This is a genomic window from Delftia sp. ZNC0008 (genome assembly GCF_000799035.1).
Taxonomy (GTDB): domain Bacteria; phylum Pseudomonadota; class Gammaproteobacteria; order Burkholderiales; family Burkholderiaceae_C; genus Comamonas; species Comamonas tsuruhatensis.
On record NZ_JTKZ01000472.1, the window covers coordinates 1 to 17791 of the forward strand.

Consider the following 17791-nt stretch of genomic DNA (forward strand, 5'->3'; position numbering starts at 1 on the left):
CCGCGTCAGCAGCAGCACAAAGGCCGCGCCCACGGCCGCGGCCAGCGCGCGGCTCTGGGCCAGCTGGTCGACCTGCTCCAGGTGCGATAGCACGGTGATCGTCCAGGGCGTGCCCGGCAGCTGGCGCGACTGGGCGAGGAAGCGGCCGCTGACCGGGTAGACCGAGCCCGGAGATTCCTCGCCATGGCGGGCAATGCGCACCAGGCGCGCGCCCTGGCCCAGGTCGCGCAGCACCTGCAGGCCCAGCGGCTCCAGCGCGCGGCGGTTGTACTGGCGCGTGTGGTCGAAGGCGGCGCGCGTGCCCTCGTCCAGCGTGCGCAGGGTGGTGAATTTCCAGTCGGAGACCGTGCCCAGGATGACGACGCCGTTCTCGTCGCCCACCAGCACGGGCGCCTCCACCGTGGACCACGACTGCTCCAGCTGGTCCAGGCTGACCTTGACCACGGCCACGCCCAGCGTGTGGGTGTCGTCGCCCAGGGTGGAGGCCAGGTAGTAGCCGGGTTCGCCGCGCGTGGTGCCTATGCCGAAGAAGCGCGCGCTGCCCGTGGCCATGGCCGTGCGGTAGTAGGGGCGAAAGCTCAGGTCCTCGCCCAGGTAGCTGTCGGAGCGCCGCCAGTTGCTGGAGGCCACGACGTGGCCGCGCGCATCGACCAGGTAGGCTGCCAGCGTGCCCGCGCGGTCGTTGAGCTGCTCCAGGTAGGCGTTGACGCGGTTGGTGAGCTGCTCGTCGCCGGGCTCGGCCAGCAGCCTTTGCACATTGCCTTCCAGTGCCAGCACGTCGGGCAGGAAGGCGTATTTGCCGATCTCGCGCTGCAGGCTGGCGCCGTACAGCTCCAGCCGGTGCATGCCCGTGGCACGCAGATCGGCGATGCCCAGCCGCTGCGCCATCAGGTACGCACCCCAGCCGCTCAGCCCGCTCAGGGCAAGCCACAGCAAAAGCAGGATGAGCTGGCGCAGGGGGCGGCGGGCGGGCATGGTGAAGGCACCAATGTTATCAGTGCCCCCCAGCGCCGCCTGGGCCTCAGGCCGAGACAGCGGGCCGCCCTTCCTGGGAGTGCTCCATGGGCAGCAGCGACTCGTCGTCGTCCGTGGTGGCATTCGGATCGACCGCGCCTTCCCACTTGGCCACCACGGCCGTGGCAATGGCATTGCCCAGCACATTGGTCAGCGTGCGGCCCATGTCCAGGAAATGGTCGATGCCCAGGATCAGCAGGATGCCGGCCTCGGGCAGGCCGAACATGGGCAGCACGGCGGCCACCACCACCAGCGAGGCGCGCGGCACGCCGGCAATGCCCTTGCTGGAGACCATCAGCACCAGCAGCATGGTGATCTGGGCCGTCAGCGTCATGTCGATGCCGTAGGCCTGGGCGATGAAGATGGCCAGGAAGGTGGTGTAGACCATGGAGCCATCGAGATTGAACGAGTAGCCCAGCGGCAGCACGAAGCCGATGATGCGCGGCTTGATGCCGAACTTCTCCAGCTGCTCCATCAGCTTGGGATAGGTCGATTCGCTGCTGGCCGTGGAAAAGCCCACCAGCAGCGGGCCGCGGATCAGGTTCAGCAGGCGGAAGATGTCACGGCCCAGCACGACGTAGCCGGCCACGATCAGCAGCACCCACAGCGTGGCCAGGGCCAGGTAGAAGCACAGCATGAACTTGCCGAACACCGACAGCATGCCCAGGCCATGGATGGTGATGGTGCCGGCCACGGCGCCGAACACGCCCACGGGGGCGAAGCGCATCACGTAGTCGGTGACCTTGAGCATGATGTGGACCACTTCGTCCATCAGGCCCACCATGGAACGCGCGGCCTGGTTGTGCAGGTTGCCCAGCGCAATGCCGAAGAACAGCGCGAACACCAGGATCTGCAGCACCTCGTTGGTCGCCATGGCCTCGAAGATGTTCTTGGGGAACACGTGGGCGATGAAGTCCTTGAGGTTCAGCGCCGAGGTCTTGAGGTTCAGCCCTTCGGCCGACGACGGCAGGGCCACGCTCAGGCCATGGCCGGGCTGCAGCACGTTCGCATAGATCAGGCCGATGGCCAGCGAGCAGAACGAGGCCACGATGAACCAGCCCAGCGCGCGGCCGCCGATGCGGCCCACGGCCTTGGCGTCGCCCATGTTGGCCAGGCCCGACACCAGGGTGGCGAACACCAGGGGCGCGATGATCATCTTGATCATGCGCAGGAAGACATCGGTGAGGATGCCGAAGTAGCTGGCGATTTCCTTGGCGGCCTCGGGCGTGGGCGCGCAGCTGTTGCAGGCATAGCCCACCAGCACGCCGAGGACCATGGCCACGAGCACCATGGTGGTCAAGCGATTGAATTTCATGCGGATTTTTTCGTTGGACGTATTTCGGTCTTGCAAGCGAGCCCGGTCCGCCGCAGCCCCCGGCCCTCTGCCAGGTGTCATTGCGAAGACGGGCTTGTCTCCCTGCACACACAACCACGACGCACGTGGCCTGCGCCTGACAGTGCACAGACCGTGCCAGCCGCATCCGGCACCTGCGCCGCGCGCTAACTGCTTGATTCGCCTATATCGACCTTACTTTTATGCATAAGGTGGAACGGAAATCCGAACAATGAAATGCAGGCGCCGTTCGGAAAACCGGATGGCGCGATCTGCGGCCTCCGGCCCTCCCGGGCCATGGCGCAACTGTTTGAACGCCGGCCGGTGCCCGGGCAGGACGGCAGCAGCGGCTGATGCTCCGGCGCCTGTAGAGAGGCCCGCTCTCCCAAAGTCCCGCACCGCGTCTTCACCAGGTGCATCAACCCTGCCTCACCCCTGCGCCAACCCTGCTTCAACCCTGCGCTTGAGGCCCCAGGCGAAAAACGCTCACGGACTGCACAAGGTCATGCGCCTGCTGGCGCAGGCTCGTGGCTGCCGCCGCCATTTCCTCCACCAGGGCCGCGTTTTGCTGCGTCGCCTGGTCCATCTGCGTGACCGCCTCGCCCACTTGTGCCACGCCGCTGCGTTGTTCGGCGGAAGCCGCGCTGATCTCGCCCATGAGGTCGGTGACGCTGCGTATGCTCATCACCACTTCAGCCATGGTGCCTCCCGCGCGGTCGGCCAGCACAGAGCCCTGTTCGACCCGCTCGACGCTGTCGGAGATCAGGGCCTTGATCTCCTTGGCCGCCGCCGCGCTGCGGCCGGCCAGGCTGCGGACCTCGGAGGCCACCACAGCGAAGCCGCGGCCCTGTTCACCGGCACGCGCAGCCTCCACCGCAGCGTTCAGCGCCAGGATGTTGGTCTGGAACGCGATGCCGTCGATGACGTTGATGATGTCGGCGATGCGGCGCGAACTTTCACTGATGCCCTTCATCGTGTCCACGACCTGGGTGACCACCTCGCCCGCCTGCCCGGCCACGCCGCTGGCCTGCTGCGCGAGCGCGTTGGCCTTGCCCGCGCCATCCGCGTTCTGGGTCACGGTCGCTCCGAGCTGCTCCATGGAGGCCGCCGTCTGTTCAAGCGCGCTGGCCTGGCTCTCGGTTCGCGAGGACAGGTCGGTGTTGCCCTGGGCAATCTGGGTGCTTGCACTCGCCACGGATTCGCTGCCGCTGCGCACGACGGCCACGACCTGCGATAGCGCATCACTCATCTCGCCGAGGCTGCGCAGCAGGGTCCCCACTTCATCGTGGGTGGTGGCCTCCACCCGCTGCGTCAGATCCCCGCATGCCACCGCGCGTGCCACCTGGATGGCCCGGCCGATGGGAACCGTGATGGAGCGCGTGACCCAGGTGCCCAGCAAGGCGGCCAGCACGACGGCCACCAGCGCGCCCCCCAGCTCGAACGCCAGCGTCATTGCCGCCAGCGACTCGGTGCGCGTCAGGCGCTCGGCCATGAGCTGCTCCTCCTCCCGCACCAGGTCCGCCAGCAGTGCGCGCAGCCCATCCATGGCCGCCTTCTCGCGCCCCAGGGAGAACTCGCGAACCAGATCCTCGACCGTCGCCGTGCCATCCTGAACTTGCCGCCGCAGCGCCTGCAGCGGCTGCACCGCCTGCACGAATTCACGGTGGCGCAGCCGGATACCGTCGAGCCGGCGCTGCTGGGCGGGGTTGTCCTCGGTCAGGCGTACGGCCTCCTGCCAGGAGGCCTCGAACTCCTTGAGTCCTTCATCCCAGGGGGCCAGAAAACGGGAGTCGCCCGACAGGAGATAGCCCCGCGAGGCCGTCTCCATGTTGACCATGCCCGTGAGCATGCGCTGTCCCTGGGACATCACCTTGAAGGTGTGCTCGTTCCATTGCTGGGCCTCCTTGAGCCGGGACTGGCTGCTCACGGCCAGCGCGATGACAAGAAGAAAAATGGCGATGACGCATGCGAAGGCAGCTGCGAGACGGCGGGCCAGTGGCCAGTTGGACAAATTCATGATGATCATCGGTACGAACTGCGTGGCCGGAAAGACTGCACAAGGGCGCGGCGATCATGGTGTGAAGCCTCGCCTGCGCCTGGGGCCGTCATCTCCTGGCCGGGATCTACAAAGCACTTGCGCCAGCGGCTGCCGGGTGGCGGCCAGCGGGCGTGCGCTTTGTTTCTCTATGTAATATATTGGACAAAACATATTTTTGTCCTAGACAATTCGCAAAATCCCTCAAAACATTCCGGCCATGGCCGGACGTTTTGTTCCCTTCAGATCAATGACGCCACTTTCTGACCCCCTGCCTTTGGCGCCTGGCCCCGGGCTGCCCATCTCGGCCGTCGAACGCGAGACCGGACTTGCCAAGGACACCCTGCGCGTCTGGGAAAGACGCTACGGCTTTCCAAGGCCTGAACGGGATTCGGCAGGCGATCGCCGCTACCCGGCAGACCAGGTTCGACAACTGACCCTGATCCGGCGGCTCATGGATACGGGGCTGCGCCCCAGCAAGCTGATGGGCGTGGACCTGGACGGCCTGCAGGCGCTGCTGGCCCGCGCCGACACCTCGCCAGCCATGAATTTGTCCAGGACAAATTCAGAGAATGCAGCAGACTCTGACCGCTTCGCACCCATGCTCAACGCCATTGCCGCACATGATCCCGCCCAGCTCAGGCATTGCCTGAGCCTGGCCCAGTCGCGCATGGGCCTGGCCGGTTTCGTGACCACGCTCGTGGCCCCGCTGACCACGGCGGTCGGCGAATTCTGGGCACAGGGGCGTTTTGAAGTGTTCGAAGAGCACCTGTACACCGAGGTGCTCACCGGCGTCTTGAGGCAGGCGATCGCCTCGCTCGTCCCGCCTTCCCCGCCGCCCGCGCCCAAGGTGTTGCTGACCACGCTGCCGCAGGAGATGCATGGACTTGGGCTGCTCATGGTCGAAGCCCTGCTGGCCCTGGAAGGCTGCAACTGCGTATCGCTGGGCACCCAGACGCCCATCGGCGACGTGGCACAGGCCGCGCGGGCGCATCGCGCCGACATCGTGGGGCTGAGCTTCAGCAGCGCGCACAACGGAGCGATAGCGCAGGCTTGCCTGGGCGAGCTGCGCAGCCACCTGCCGCCGGCCATCGAGTTGTGGGCCGGTGGAGCATGCCCGGCGCTCTATTCCAGCCCTGTCGCGGGCATCACGCCGGTGCGCCATCTCACGGATCTGCAACCGCTGGTCGCCCGATGGCGGCAGACGACAAGAACATCAAGGACATACGCATGAACTTTCCCGCCCCCCGCCCCGTCTTCATCGCCAGGCGGCGCACCCTGCTGGCAGCGACCCTTGGCGCCGGCCTGCTGGCCAGCGGTTGCGCCAGCATGCGCCCGCCAGGCTCGGTCACGCCCGTCTCACCGTTCGACCTGCAGCGCTACCAGGGCTTGTGGTATGAACTGGCACGGCTGGACCATGGTTTCGAGCGGGGCATGACCGATGTGACCGCCGAGTACACGCCGCAGGCAGACGGCAGCGTGAAGGTGGTGAACCGGGGGTTTTCCGTGCCCCGGGGCCAGTGGCAGCGCGCCGTCGGCAAGGCCTTGTTCACGGGCAAGCCGGACACGGCTTCGCTCAAGGTCTCCTTCTTCGGCCCGTTCTACGGCGGCTACCATGTGGCCGCCCTGGACCCTGACTACCGCTGGGCGCTGGTCCTCGGGCCGGACACGCAGTACTGCTGGATACTGGCCAGGGAGCCGAAACTGCCCCCGCAGACCCTGCAATCCATCGTTGCCAAGGCAGGGGAACTGGGCGTCGATACCAGCGCGCTGATCTGGGTCAGCCATGATCGGCACCAGGAAGCGCGCAGCCAGGAGGCCTTGTGAACAGCCTGCCCCCCGTCGCGGTGATCGGCGCAGGAATGGCGGGTTTGGCCTGCGCACAGTTGCTGGCCGAGGCTGGCTGCCGCGTGGATATCTTCGAGAAAAGCCGAGGCCCTTCCGGGCGCATGAGCACACGGCGCGCGCAGGATCCGCAGGGTGCGTGGCAGTGCGATCACGGCGCCCCATCGTTTGCAGCCCAGGACCCGGAGTTTGTGCAGGAGGTGCGCCAGTGGGAGCAGCACGGCGTTGTCGCCGCCTGGCGTCCGCGCGCAGTGCGCCTGCAGGGCACAGACGCGGTGCCCGCAGAGGCAGGCCCCGACCGCTGGGTGGGCGTGCCGCGCATGACCTCTCCCGCAGCGTTTCTTGTCCAGCGGCTTGGACAGCAGGGGCATGGCGTACGGCTGCACCTGCAGGCCACGGTGCAGCATTTGCAGCACGGGCCTGCCCGCTGGACAGTGCACTGTGCCGAACAAGGGCAGATGGGGCCGGAATACTGCGCCCTGGTGCTGGCAGTGCCTGCACCGCAGGCGGCAGCCTTGCTGGAGCCGGTCTCGCCCTATGCGTCGGCACTGGCCGCCAGCGCGCGCATGCAGCCTTGCTGGGTGGCCATGCTGCGCACCGACGCCCCCCTGCCGCTGGACTGGGATGCGGCAGAAATCACGGATGGCCCGCTGTGCTGGGTGGCACGCGACAGCGCCAAGCCAGGGCGGCAAGGGCAACAAGGGCAGCAGACCTGGGTACTGCATGCCAGTGCACGGTGGAGCCAGGATCACATCGAATCGGACGCTGAATCCGTGGCCGGGCAACTGCTGCAGGCATTCGAGGCCCTGACCGGCCCACTGGCCGGCTCTCTGTCCGACTCTCTGCCAGGCGGCCTGCGCGTCACTGCCCACCGCTGGCGCTATGCGCTGCCGGCGCCGCACCTGGTCAACCGCTACTGGTGGGATGCGCCTGCGGGCCTGGGCCTGTGCGGCGACTGGATGTGCGGCGCAGGCGTCGAAGGCGCCTGGCTCAGCGGACGGGCGCTGGCCCGGCGCGCCCTGGCCACGCTGACGCGCTGAACCACAGGAACGCCCGCGCCATGCACAAGAAGCCCCACCTTCCCTCCAAGCTGTGTGCGTGCTGCGGTCTTGCGTTCACATGGCGCAAAAAATGGGCACGTGATTGGGACGAGGTCAAATACTGCTCGCAGCGCTGCCGCACCGCGCGACTGCCGCCTGATCCCACTCCCCCATCTGCAGGCCGTCAGCCAAGGCGCTGACCTCCAAGCGGGCCATGCGCCCCGCACATTCTGGAGCCCTGGATTGCCGCCAGGCCGGCCCCATAATGCGCCACCCCATTGCATCAAGGAATTGGCACCTATGTCTTCCGGCGGCTTTCACGTCCACGGCCCACACGATCACGAACTCGAACATGCTGCCCAGGGCGAGCATGGCCAAACCGCCCATCACGGCATCGGCGGCGGCAGCCTGACCAACCAGATCGCCATGTGCACGGCAGTCATCGCCACGGTGGGCGCCATCTTCGCGTACATGGGCGGCGCCACCCAGGCCAATGCCGGGCTGTACAAGAACGACGCAGCCATCAAGAAGACCGAAGCGGCCAACCAGTGGGCCTTCTTCCAGGCCAAGAGCACCAAGCAATCGCTGTCCGAGTTCGCGCGTGATCTGGCGACCACGGAGGACAGGCGGGCGGCCTACCAGGCCAAGGTGGAGCGCTACGAAAAGGAAAAGGACGACATCAAGCGCGATGCCGACCGCCTGGAAGCCGAGGCCCGGCAATGGGACGAGAAGTCCGAGATGCAGATGCACCTGCATCACCGCTGGGCGCAGGCCACCACCGCGCTGCAGGTCGCCATTGCCCTTGCAGCCATCGCGCTGCTGACCAAGAAGAAATGGCTGGAATACGCCATGCTCGGCGTGGCAGCGCTGGGCCTTGGCGTGGGCGGGCTGGCCATGCTGCACATCTAGAGCGTGTGGCAAAGCCGCAAAGCCGCATATCCGCCTTGGAAGGCAGCTGTGAAACAGCCCCCCCCGATTCCCCGGCCTTGCCCGCGGCTCAGTCCTCGCTGGGACGGGGGTAGCCTGCCTCTGCCCAGGCTTGCGCAGACGTCCGGGTGAGCTGATGGTCCGGCCTGACTCCCACCTTGGCCAGCTCGCTGCCGTCGGCGGCAGTGGCGGTGAGCGTGGCGCTGGGATTGTCCTCATCGGGCTCGATATCCAGAGAGACGGTCACGCGTGACCCGCCCACCACGATCTGCACATCCTTGTGCAACTGCGCTGCCAGATGCTGCTCATGCCGGCGCATCACCTCGTGCGCCGTCTTCACGAGCGTGTTGAAGGCGGAAACGTCCAGCGGCTTGGGATTTTTCTTGTCGCGGCCCATGGTCCACGGGCCGACCAGGCTTGGCTCCGCCTGGCCGTCCTGGGTCATGGCAACGGCCCAGCCATCGTCGTCTTCATTCTTGATGACGCGGGCCTCCCAGCCGTTGTGATGCCAAAGGCGGTCTTCGAAGATTGAGACGACTTCTTGTTCGAGTTCTGCGGACATGTCCAGACCCTTCCCTTGTGGAAACTATCGAGCCCGAAATTCTACTGTCTATCCATACAGTTCGCGCGCAGGGGTCTATTGCGCAAGCGGCGGCTTCCACGGGGCCATGACACCCGGCAGATACGGTAGCCACGGCAGTCAAAGCAGGCGTGCAGGCTGGTCATCAGCGTCTGACCGAGCTGCGTCAGGTTGCCTCGCTTGCACGTCGCGCTCGCCGCAAATTGCCGCTGGAGCGAAGGGCTTGCGAGTACGATAAGCTTCAAGTCTTATTGAAGGTCAAGGCATCCCTGCCGAGGTCACGTATGAACATTGGCGAACTGAGCAAACGCACAGGCCTGTCCACATCACGCATTCGTTTTTATGAGCAAAGCGGCCTGCTGCAAGCGGCTGAGCGTGGCGCGAATGGCTACCGCAGCTATCCGCCTGAGATGGTGCAGATGCTGGAGCTGATTGCGATTGCGCAAGGGGTGGGCTTCAGCCTGGATGAAATTCGTGCACTCTTGCCGCCCGGCCTGCAAGGCTGGGACCATGAGGCCGTCGTAGGCGCGCTGCGCCAAAAAATTGCCGATATCAAGGCCATGGAGAAAAAGCTGCAGACCAGCAAAAAGCAGTTGCAGGCTTTGTTGTCCGATATTGAAGCGCGGCCAGACAACATGGATTGCCATGACAACGCACGCCGTGTGCTCTCCCATGTACTGGCCCAGCAATCCGAATCCCTGGCCTCTGAAGCAGCGGCCGAAGAAAAAATGGGCAAGCTCATGCGCACCGGACACAAGAAGCGGGCAAGCGCGGCATAGGCCTGCGCCAGTTTGGAACGTGGCCCTAGCGCCTTGCCAAAGCCTGCACCACCTGCTTGGCAGTCGCTTTGGCCGACCCCGGGTTTTGCCCGGTGATGAGGCGGCCCTCGGCCACCACATACGACATAAAAGGCAGCAAGGCTTTCTGATAGCGCGCACCGCGCATCTTCATCTCCTGCTCGGCGTTGTAGGGCATGGACCGGGCCACTCCGGCCAGGATTTCTTCCGTCCATGAAAAACCCGTGACCCGTTTGCCCGCGACCAGCAAAGAGCCGTCGCTGAGCTGCGTATTGAGCAGGCCGCAGTAGCCGTGGCAAACCGATGCAACGATGCCACTTCGCTCCCAGATGCTGCGTGTGATGCGCTGCAGCCCCGCACTATCGGGAAAATCCCACATCACCGCATGCCCTCCGGTGAAGTAGATGGCATCGAAATCGTTCGCATCGATATCGGCAGGTGCCGCAGTGTTCGCCAGCAGGGCCATGCGCGCGGGATCATCGAGCCAGGCTTTGGCCGAAGCATCGAAGTGCGGCCATTGGAGTGCGCGCGGCTCCAGCGGTACGGCGCCACCCAGCGGGCTCACCAGTTGTTGCAGATACCCTTGCGCAGCAAACACATCCCAGGCATGGGTCAGCTCCGACAGCCACAGCCCTGTGGCGTGCGCAGGGTCGTCGTAATGAGCGACATTGGTGACGACATGCAAGATACGTGGCGTACTCATGATGACTCCTGCGCGATGTGCTTGAGGCCCTGTGCGTAGCTGGTGACAGCAAAGTCGGGAAAGCGGCGCTTGAACTTGGACGAATCAAACACATTGTCGTGCGCGTAGCGTGGCAGCAGTTCACGCAGTTCGCGCACGGGCTTGGAGACCCAGCCAGCAACCACCATGGCCAGGTGGCTCAGTACCTTGTAGCGCGGCTCAACCCCAAAGGTTGCAGCCGCCAGGTTCACAAAGGCCTGATAGGTCAGCCGCTCGTCCCAGCAAGGCAGATGCCAGGTCTGGCCATACGCATCTTGCGCATTGCCAATGGCTGCCATGGCGCGGCTTGCATCGGGCGTCCAGATCAGGGTGCGCAGCTTGTCGTCACGGACCGGCACTTTGGCCTTCTGGCCCGCCTTGAGCGGGCCGATCACCAGGGTGTTGGTGATGCTTTGGGTTTTGCCGGGGCCGTAGAACTCTGGCGCGCGGGCAATGGCGACGGGGATATCGCCGCGCTGCATCTCGGCCAGCACCATCTCGGCCATCAAGGCGCGCACGCGCCCCTTGCGGCCCACCGGGGCAAAGGCGGTTTCCTCGGTCTGCCGCTGCGCGGTTTGCGGGTACATGTAGGTGTTGTCGAAGTAGACAAACTTGGCCCCCGCTGCCCGCGTGGCATCGAGCGCGTTGCGCAGCATGGCAGGAAATTGCCCCTCCCATAACTCGGTGTCTGGTGGCAGGCCGGCGGTGAAGTACACGACCTCGCTGCCACGCACGGCCTCCAGGGTTTGCGCGGAATTCATCAGGTCGGCGGACACCAGCTCGTCCGTATCGTTCACCTTGCGCGGCTTGCGGCTGACCAGGCGCAGGTTCTGCGTGTAGTTGCGATGGAGCTCGCGCACCAGCTCCACCGCGATCTGGCCATTGGCGCCCAAAATGGTTTGCATATCGATCCTTGCAGCATCTTGTGTGATGAGAGGATAAGGAGCTTAAGCTTCAAGTTGAGTTGAAGGTCAAGCGGCAAACTACAGATCCCTGATACCAGGTCGAAGACAAACCCGCCGGCTCGCTCAGCGGGTGGACTCTTTGGTCGCTCCGGCACAAATGTTGACGCGACAGGCGTTTCATTCCAGCGTAGTGTCAAACCGGTGATGGTGCCATCGCATCAACAAGACACCGAAACGGACTGGGATGAAGCCGAGGTTTATTCCAGTCCGCTCATCGGCTCTATGGATTCCTGCTGTCAATCAGGCATCAATCAGCAAAGTCAACGCCCCCGCATCCCCATCAAAACCTCAATCGTCACCGTCGTCGCGTCGTCATCCGGCCTTTTGCGATGCGCGATGCCCAACGCCCTTGACAGTGCCGGCCGCAGGGGCCGCGTGGTGATGCGGGCGTCAGGCTGCGGTGCGCCGGCCTCATGGGGCAGCAGCGCGGCGCCGTAGCCCGCCGCCACCAGGCTCTTCATTGCGTCGTTGTAGTTCAGCTCGATCCGTGCCTGCGGCCGGGCGCCGCCTGCGGCAAACCATTCAGCAGTCTGGCGCGACAGCCGGGTGCCACGGTCGTTGGCGATCAGCGGACGGGCTGCAAGCCAGGCGGGCGTGATGTGCCGCGGAGGCTTCCAGGCGGCCGGGATGAAGGCCAGCACGGGGTCCTGGCGCCAGGCCTGCACCTGCAGCCCGCGCAGCACGGGCTGCGGCAAGGCAACGATGCCGATGTCCAGGCTGCCGGCAGCCAGGCGCGCCAGGGCCTCCTCGCTGGTCATCACCGCCACTTGCACGTCGATCTCGGGATGCCGGGCGGCCAGGGTTTCCAGCGCCTGGGGCAAGAGGTGCGCGAGTGCGCCAGTGGAGGCGCCCAGGCGCACGCGGCCCCCGCGCGTGGCGATCTGGCGCTGCACGGTCTGCAGGAGATCGTCGGCCTCGGCCAGGAGCTGGCGCGCCTTGTCTATCAGCAGGCTGCCCGCCGATGTGGCGGTGACGCCGGCCGGTGCGCGGTGCAATAGACGAGTTCCCAGACGCTCTTCGAGCTGCGCCACATGCAGCGTCACCGTGGGCGGCGCCAGGTGCAGCACCTTGGCGGCGGCGGCGAACGAGCCCAGGTCGGCCACCGTCAGCAGGGTGCGCAGACGGTCCAGATTGATTTCGCGCATGGTGCGGTGTCCCAGGTTGCCAGCAATTCAGGAATCATGAATCCGTAGTTTGTCAGATTCAACTGGCCTGCATGCGGCAGGCGCTGCACCATGCGCTCCACACCCAATCGGAGCAACCCATGACCTCTCTTGTTTTCATCGATGGCGACCAGGGCACCACCGGCCTGCAGGTGCGCGAATGGCTGGCGGATCGGACCGACCTGCGCCTGCTGCAGCTGCCGGCCGACCAGCGCAAAAGCACGGCGCACCGCGCCGAGGCGCTCAACGACTGCGACATCGCCTTGCTGTGCCTGCCGGACGAGGCTGCGCGCGAGGCCGTGGCGCTGGTGCGCCGGCCCGGCGTGCGCGTGATCGATGCGAGTTCTGCGCATCGCACCGCGCCGGGCTGGGTCTATGGCCTGCCGGAATTGGAGGCAGGCCAGGCTGAACGCATCGCCCATGCCCGGCGCGTCAGCAATCCCGGCTGCTATCCGACAGGTGCGCTGGCACTGCTCAGGCCCTTGATCGACGCGGGCCTGCTGCCCCCCGACTACCCGCTGGCCATTCACGCGGTATCGGGCTACTCGGGACGGGGCCGCGCAGGGCTGCTGGACCATGAGGGCGCTGCCGCCGCCACTGCCGTGCCCCTGCAGGTCTATGGCCTGGGTCTGCACCACAAGCACGTACCCGAGATCCAGCAGCATGCCGGCCTGGCCCATGCGCCGGTGTTCGTGCCGGCCTATGGCCACTACCGGCAAGGCATCGTGCTGACCATCGCCCTGCATCTGCGGCTGCTGCCCGCTGGTGTGACCGCCCGCAGCCTGCACGCTGCCCTGCAGGCGCGGTACCAGGGCCAGCCCTGCATCGAGCTGCAACCCCTGGAGGAGGACGCCGATGCGCAGCGGCTCGATCCGCGCGCGCTCAATGGCAGCAACCGGATGCGGCTCGCGGTGTTCGGACAGCCGCAGGAGCAGCAGGTGCTGCTGACCGCCGTGTTCGACAACCTGGGCAAGGGCGCCGCCGGCGCGGCGGTGCAGAACCTTGATCTGATGCTCGGGCTGCAGCCGATGCTGCAGCCAGGATGCGATGAATCCCTGAGCGTGGTGGGAGCCTGGTGTGAGCGTGGAGTGAGTGCGGTGTGAGCTGCCGGCCTGGGGAAGACGGGGCAAGATCCGGGCAATCCTGCTTCAAGCCTCGACGCCACAGGCCACCGACAGATAGCTTTTCATGCGCGCGCTGGCCCGTTCCGGGTCGGCCAGCGCACCGCAGGCATCGGCCAGCTCGAACACCTTGGCAAAGTGCACGGCCCCGCGTGCAGACTGCATTCCGCCGGCCATGGAGAAGTGCTTCTGGTGGCCATTGAGCCAGGCCAGGAACACGATGCCTGCCTTGTAATGCCGCGTGGGCGCGCAAAAAATCTCGCGCGACAGCGCCACCGTGGGATCCAGCAGTTCCCGGAAGCGCCCGCTGCGGCCCTGGGCCAGTTCGGCCAGCGCCACGGCCGCCACCGGGGCGATGGGGTCGAAGATGCCCAGCAGGCCGTGGGAGTGGCCGCCCTCACCGGCTGCCGTCCCATCGCCGGCCATGAGTTCGGCGTAGTGGAAATCGTCACCCGTGTACATCTTCACGCCCGCAGGCAGCCTGCGGCGCAGCGCCCTCTCCCATTGCGCATCGAGCAGCGATACCTTGATGCCTTCGACCTTGGGCGCCTTCGCTGCGATCAGCGCGGCGACGGTATCAAGGGCCTGCGCCAGGTCCGTACTGCCCCAGTAGCCGCGCAGCGCAGGGTCGAACATCTCGCCCAGCCAGTGCAGCACCACGGGCTGGTCGGCAGCGTCCAGCAGCCGGTCATAGAGTTGCACATAGTCCTGCGGGCCGCGCGCGGCCTGGACCAGGGCGCGGCTGGCCATGAGGACCACGGGGCAGCCTTCGGCCTGCACCACGTCCATCTGCTCGCGGTAGGCCCGCTCGACCTGTGCCAGCGTGACCCCGGGTTGCGCCGCCAGCTGGTCGGTGCCCGCGCCGCAGGCCAGCTGGCCGCCCACTGCCCGCGCATGGCGCGCGCTGCGCTGGATGAGTTCGCGTGCCGATGGCCAGTCCAGGCCCATGCCGCGCTGGGCCGTGTCCATGGCTTCGGCGACCTTGAAGCCCAGGCGGTACAGATGCTCGCGGAAGGCCAGCGTCGCCTCCCAATCGATGGCAGGCGGGCTATCCCAGGGATGCGTGGTTGCCAACGGGTCGATCACCACATGGGCCGCTGCGTAGACGCTGCGGTTGAAGGCAGGAGCCGGGCCCGCGGGAGCGATGGGACTGGCCTTCATGGCAAGTGGCACGAGACGGCCGTCGCTTCGGGGAAGGAGGATCTGCATGGGGGTCTCCTGCCTCAAGCCAGTCGGCCGAGGATGTGGTCGGCAGCCTTCTCGGCCACCATGATGGTGGGAGCGTTGGTGTTGCACGAGGGGATGAAGGGCATCACGGACGCATCGGCCACGCGCAGCCCCTCCATGCCGATGAGCTGCAGTTGCGGCGTCACCACGCTGTCCGGGTCGTGCTCGGGGCCCATGCGGCAGGTGCCCACGGGATGGTGGTCGGTCTTGGCATGGGCGCAGGCGTAGTCAGACAGCTCGGCATCGCTGTCCCGATGTCCGCCCGGCAATACCTCGCCGTGCACGTAGCGCCGCAGCGCGGGCTGGCACAGCAGCTTGCGCGCAAGGCGCAGGCCCTTGATGGACATGGCCCGGTCATGGGGGTCGGCCCAGTAGTTGGGATCGATCAAGGGCGCCGACGCCGGGTCTGCATCCGCGAGCCGGACCGTGCCGCGCGAGCGGGGGCGCAGGTAGGCCGTGTTCAGCGTCACGCCTGCGTTCTCCAGCCCGGTGATTCCGGCTTCTATGCCCGAGCCCAGCCCCAGATGGAACTGGATGTCGGGCGAGCGCGCGAGCGCATCGGGGTCGGCATACCAGAAGCCCCCGGTCTCGAAGAGGCTGGAGGCGGCCGGCCCTTTCTTGAGCAGCAGGTACTGCAGGCCCGCCCAGGCCGCGTGCCAGGGGCGCTGGTATTTGTCGTAGGTGTGGTCGCCCGTGCATTCGGCGATCACGAACAGGTCCAGGTGGTCCTGCAGGTTGGAGCCGACACCAGGGAGGTCATGCACAGGCGCAAGCCCCACGCTGCGCAGATGGTCGGCAGGGCCTATGCCGGAGTGCATCAGCAGCCTGGGCGAGCCTATGGCGCCCGAGCAGACGATGACTTCGCGGCTGGCGTGCACGCTGAAAGGCGTGCGGCTGGTGCCCGAGACCGCCTCCACGCCAACCGCGCGCCGGCCCTGCACCAGCACGCGCAGCGCCTGGGTCTGCAGCTGGATGGTCAGATTGGGGCGGCGCATGCGCACCGGATCGATGAAGCCCGTGGCCGCCGACGCACGGCGCGCATTCCACTGCGTGAGCTGGTAGTAGCCCAGGCCCTGCTGCGCGGCGCCGTTGAAGTCGGGGTTGAAGGGCATGCCCATTTCCTGGCCGGCCTGGAAGAAGGCCTCGCAGATGGGCAGCGGGCTGACGGGGCAGGACACGCCCAGCGGGCCGCCGTAGCCGTGGTACTCGTTGGCAAAGCGCTGGTTGTTCTCCGACCGCTTGAAGTACGGCAGCACGTCGCGCCAGGACCAGCCCGTGGCGCCGCCCAGGCGCTCCCAGTCGTCATAGTCTGCCGGCACGCCGCGCGTGTACAGCTGGGCGTTGATGGTCGAGCCGCCACCGATGACCTTGGCCTGCGTGTAGCGCAGCACGCGCTGGTTCAGATGCCGCTGCGGCACGGTCTGCCATCCCCAGGAGCCCCGGCCCCGGGTCATGCGCGCAAAGCCCGCAGGCCAGTGGTACAGAAGATGCGAGTCCCAGCCCCCGGCCTCCAGCAGCAGCACGCGCACCGAGGGGTCGGCGCTCAGCCGGTTGGCCAGCACGCAGCCGGCCGAGCCCGCGCCCGTGATGATGTAGTCATAGCTGTCCATGGTCATCCTCCTCACAGCCGCGCGATGGAGAGCGCGCCATCCACATGCAGCACCGACCCCGTCGCAAACGCCAGCCTGCCGCTTGCCAGCGCGCTGGCGGCCTGCGCCACGTCCTCGGGCCGGCCCCAGCGGCCCATGGGCACAAGGCCCGCAGCGATCAGGCCGTCGTACCGATCGGCAGCGCCCGCCGTCATGGCCGTGCGGACGATGCCGGGGCGCAGCTCGAACACGCCAATGCCGTGCGCCGCCAGGCGCAGCGCGAACAGGCGCGTCAGCATGCCCAGGCCGGCCTTGGACAGGCAGTACTCGCCGCGCTCCACCGACGCCATCTCGCCGCTGACCGAGGACACGGTGACGATGGACCGCGCAGCGCCCGAAGGCGCAGCCAGCATGCGCTGCGCCACGGCCTGCGTGAAAAAGAAGCTGCCGCGCAGGTTGGTGGCCATCACCCGGTCGAAGTCCTCGGCGCGGATGTCCAGCAGATCGCCGCGGCGCGGCGATCCCATGCCTGCGTTGTTGACCAGGCAGGACGGCACACCGCCCCAGGCGCAGACCGCATCGAGTACACGAGCGTGGTCGTGCACGTCGGCCAGGTCGCCGCGCACACGCAGCGCACGCGCGCCGCAGGCCTGGATCTGCGCGACGCTGGCGCCGTCACTGGCGCCATCGTCCTGCAGCGTGGTGATGGCCACGTCAAAGCCGTCGTGCGCCAGTTGCAGCGCAATGGCGGCGCCTATGCCCTGGCTGCCGCCGGTGACCAGGGCCACGGGGCGCCGTGCCGTCGATTGCGGATTCATGGCAGCAGCTCCTGAAGGTGGTGACGCAGGTGGCTGCCCACGCGCAGGGCCTGGGCAGCCACGGTCAGCGCGGGGTTGACTGCGGCCGAGGACGGGAAGAATCCCGCATCGACCACATACAGGTTGTCCAGCTCCCAGGCCTTGCACTGCGGGTCCAGCGCCGAGGTGGCCGGATCACTCCCAAGGCGCACCGTTCCGCACTGGTGCGACACCACCTCGGTGCCGAAGCCGCGCGACAGCACCAGCGGGTAGCCGGTGCCGCGCAGTATCTGGGCGCAGCGCGCCACCCAACGCTGGTGGGCGCGCAGGTTGGTGCGGTGCCAGTGCAGGTCGATGGCTCCGTCTGCGCGCAGCGTGACGCGGCTGCTGGGGTGGGGCAGGTCCTCGCTTTGCGCGTACCAGTCCACACTGCGCTCGGCCAGCGCGCTGCGCAGCCACCTCGGGGTGCCCGGCAGGGCGGCACGCAGCATGGGCTCGCGGATCTTTCCCAGCAGTTGCAGGCTGCCCAGCGGCGGGCCGCCCGCGCCGTCGCCGAAATAGAAGTCGTGCAGCGCCAGCGTCTTGGGAAAGCGCGTGCGGTTGCGCCTGAACGGGTGCCATGCCATCAGGGACGCGG

At 66.8% G+C, this 17791-nt stretch carries 18 protein-coding genes; 7 read left to right on the forward strand and 11 right to left on the reverse strand.

Features of this window, described 5'->3' with window-relative positions; genetic code table 11:
• The 3 genes from L995_RS15985 to L995_RS15995 all read right to left on the reverse strand — a co-directional run.
• Nucleotides 1-975, reverse strand: a 975-nt coding sequence (locus L995_RS15985; protein WP_047472601.1) for a histidine kinase, incomplete at its 3' end; no start/stop codon positions are given.
• A gap of 46 nt (nt 976-1021) precedes the next feature.
• Nucleotides 1022-2329, reverse strand: coding sequence for a dicarboxylate/amino acid:cation symporter (locus L995_RS15990; protein ID WP_047472602.1), 1308 nt, complete (start codon nt 2327-2329; stop codon nt 1022-1024).
• 469 nt (nt 2330-2798) lie between these two features.
• Entirely contained in the window at nt 2799-4373 is a 1575-nt protein-coding gene (locus L995_RS15995) for a methyl-accepting chemotaxis protein (RefSeq protein WP_047472603.1), read from the reverse strand.
• Nucleotides 4374-4632: 259 nt separating this feature from the next.
• On the opposite strand from L995_RS15995, the gene L995_RS16000 reads away from it, so the two are divergent.
• The 5 genes from L995_RS16000 (at nt 4633) to L995_RS16015 (ending at nt 8176) form a co-directional block, all read left to right on the forward strand.
• On the forward strand, nt 4633-5616 hold the full coding sequence (locus L995_RS16000; RefSeq protein ID WP_052195816.1) for a MerR family transcriptional regulator: 984 nt from the start codon (nt 4633-4635) through the stop codon (nt 5614-5616).
• Nucleotides 5577-6209, forward strand: coding sequence for a lipocalin family protein (locus L995_RS16005; RefSeq protein WP_047472605.1), 633 nt, complete (start codon nt 5577-5579; stop codon nt 6207-6209). Before L995_RS16000 ends, L995_RS16005 begins: the two co-directional genes overlap by 40 nt.
• A complete protein-coding gene (locus L995_RS16010; protein ID WP_047472606.1) occupies nt 6206-7267 on the forward strand; it encodes an NAD(P)/FAD-dependent oxidoreductase in 1062 nt (353 codons plus the stop codon). Before L995_RS16005 ends, L995_RS16010 begins: the two co-directional genes overlap by 4 nt.
• 20 nt (nt 7268-7287) lie before the next feature.
• On the forward strand, nt 7288-7467 hold the full coding sequence (locus L995_RS32090) for a DUF2256 domain-containing protein (RefSeq protein ID WP_013801983.1): 180 nt from the start codon (nt 7288-7290) through the stop codon (nt 7465-7467).
• 100 nt (nt 7468-7567) lie between these two features.
• Nucleotides 7568-8176 (forward strand): DUF4337 domain-containing protein, encoded by a 609-nt coding sequence (locus L995_RS16015; protein WP_012206105.1) that lies wholly within the window; start codon nt 7568-7570, stop codon nt 8174-8176.
• An 88-nt stretch (nt 8177-8264) separates the two neighbouring features.
• Here L995_RS16015 and L995_RS16020 read toward each other — a convergent pair whose 3' ends face one another.
• On the reverse strand, nt 8265-8756 hold the full coding sequence (locus L995_RS16020) for a hypothetical protein (protein WP_016446290.1): 492 nt from the start codon (nt 8754-8756) through the stop codon (nt 8265-8267).
• 302 nt (nt 8757-9058) lie between these two features.
• On the opposite strand from L995_RS16020, the gene L995_RS16025 reads away from it, so the two are divergent.
• Nucleotides 9059-9553: a MerR family transcriptional regulator gene (locus tag L995_RS16025; RefSeq protein ID WP_016451534.1), complete on the forward strand. Its 495-nt coding sequence runs from the start codon at nt 9059-9061 to the stop codon at nt 9551-9553.
• A gap of 25 nt (nt 9554-9578) precedes the next feature.
• On the opposite strand, the gene L995_RS16030 is transcribed toward L995_RS16025, so the two are convergent.
• The 3 genes from L995_RS16030 to L995_RS16040 form a co-directional block, all read right to left on the reverse strand.
• Entirely contained in the window at nt 9579-10274 is a 696-nt protein-coding gene (locus L995_RS16030; protein ID WP_016446292.1) for a type 1 glutamine amidotransferase domain-containing protein, read from the reverse strand.
• Nucleotides 10271-11197, reverse strand: a complete 927-nt coding sequence (locus tag L995_RS16035; RefSeq protein ID WP_047472607.1) for an NAD-dependent epimerase/dehydratase family protein — start codon at nt 11195-11197, stop codon at nt 10271-10273. Before L995_RS16035 ends, L995_RS16030 begins: the two co-directional genes overlap by 4 nt.
• A gap of 320 nt (nt 11198-11517) precedes the next feature.
• Nucleotides 11518-12402 (reverse strand): LysR family transcriptional regulator, encoded by an 885-nt coding sequence (locus L995_RS16040; RefSeq protein WP_047472608.1) that lies wholly within the window; start codon nt 12400-12402, stop codon nt 11518-11520.
• Nucleotides 12403-12521: 119 nt separating this feature from the next.
• Between L995_RS16040 and argC the strand changes: the two genes are divergently transcribed.
• Nucleotides 12522-13523 (forward strand): N-acetyl-gamma-glutamyl-phosphate reductase, encoded by a 1002-nt coding sequence (gene argC / locus L995_RS16045; protein WP_016446296.1) that lies wholly within the window; start codon nt 12522-12524, stop codon nt 13521-13523.
• A 45-nt stretch (nt 13524-13568) separates the two neighbouring features.
• On the opposite strand, the gene L995_RS16050 is transcribed toward argC, so the two are convergent.
• The 4 genes from L995_RS16050 to L995_RS16065 all read right to left on the reverse strand — a co-directional run.
• On the reverse strand, nt 13569-14750 hold the full coding sequence (locus L995_RS16050; RefSeq protein ID WP_047472609.1) for a dihydrodipicolinate synthase family protein: 1182 nt from the start codon (nt 14748-14750) through the stop codon (nt 13569-13571).
• A gap of 14 nt (nt 14751-14764) precedes the next feature.
• Entirely contained in the window at nt 14765-16378 is a 1614-nt protein-coding gene (locus L995_RS16055) for a GMC family oxidoreductase (RefSeq protein WP_047472610.1), read from the reverse strand.
• Between the two features lie 11 nt (nt 16379-16389).
• Nucleotides 16390-17175: a 3-ketoacyl-ACP reductase gene (locus L995_RS16060; RefSeq protein ID WP_016451528.1), complete on the reverse strand. Its 786-nt coding sequence runs from the start codon at nt 17173-17175 to the stop codon at nt 16390-16392.
• Nucleotides 17172-17791, reverse strand: a 620-nt coding sequence (locus tag L995_RS16065) for a GMC family oxidoreductase (protein WP_047472611.1), incomplete at its 5' end; no start/stop codon positions are given. The genes L995_RS16060 and L995_RS16065, both read right to left, overlap by 4 nt.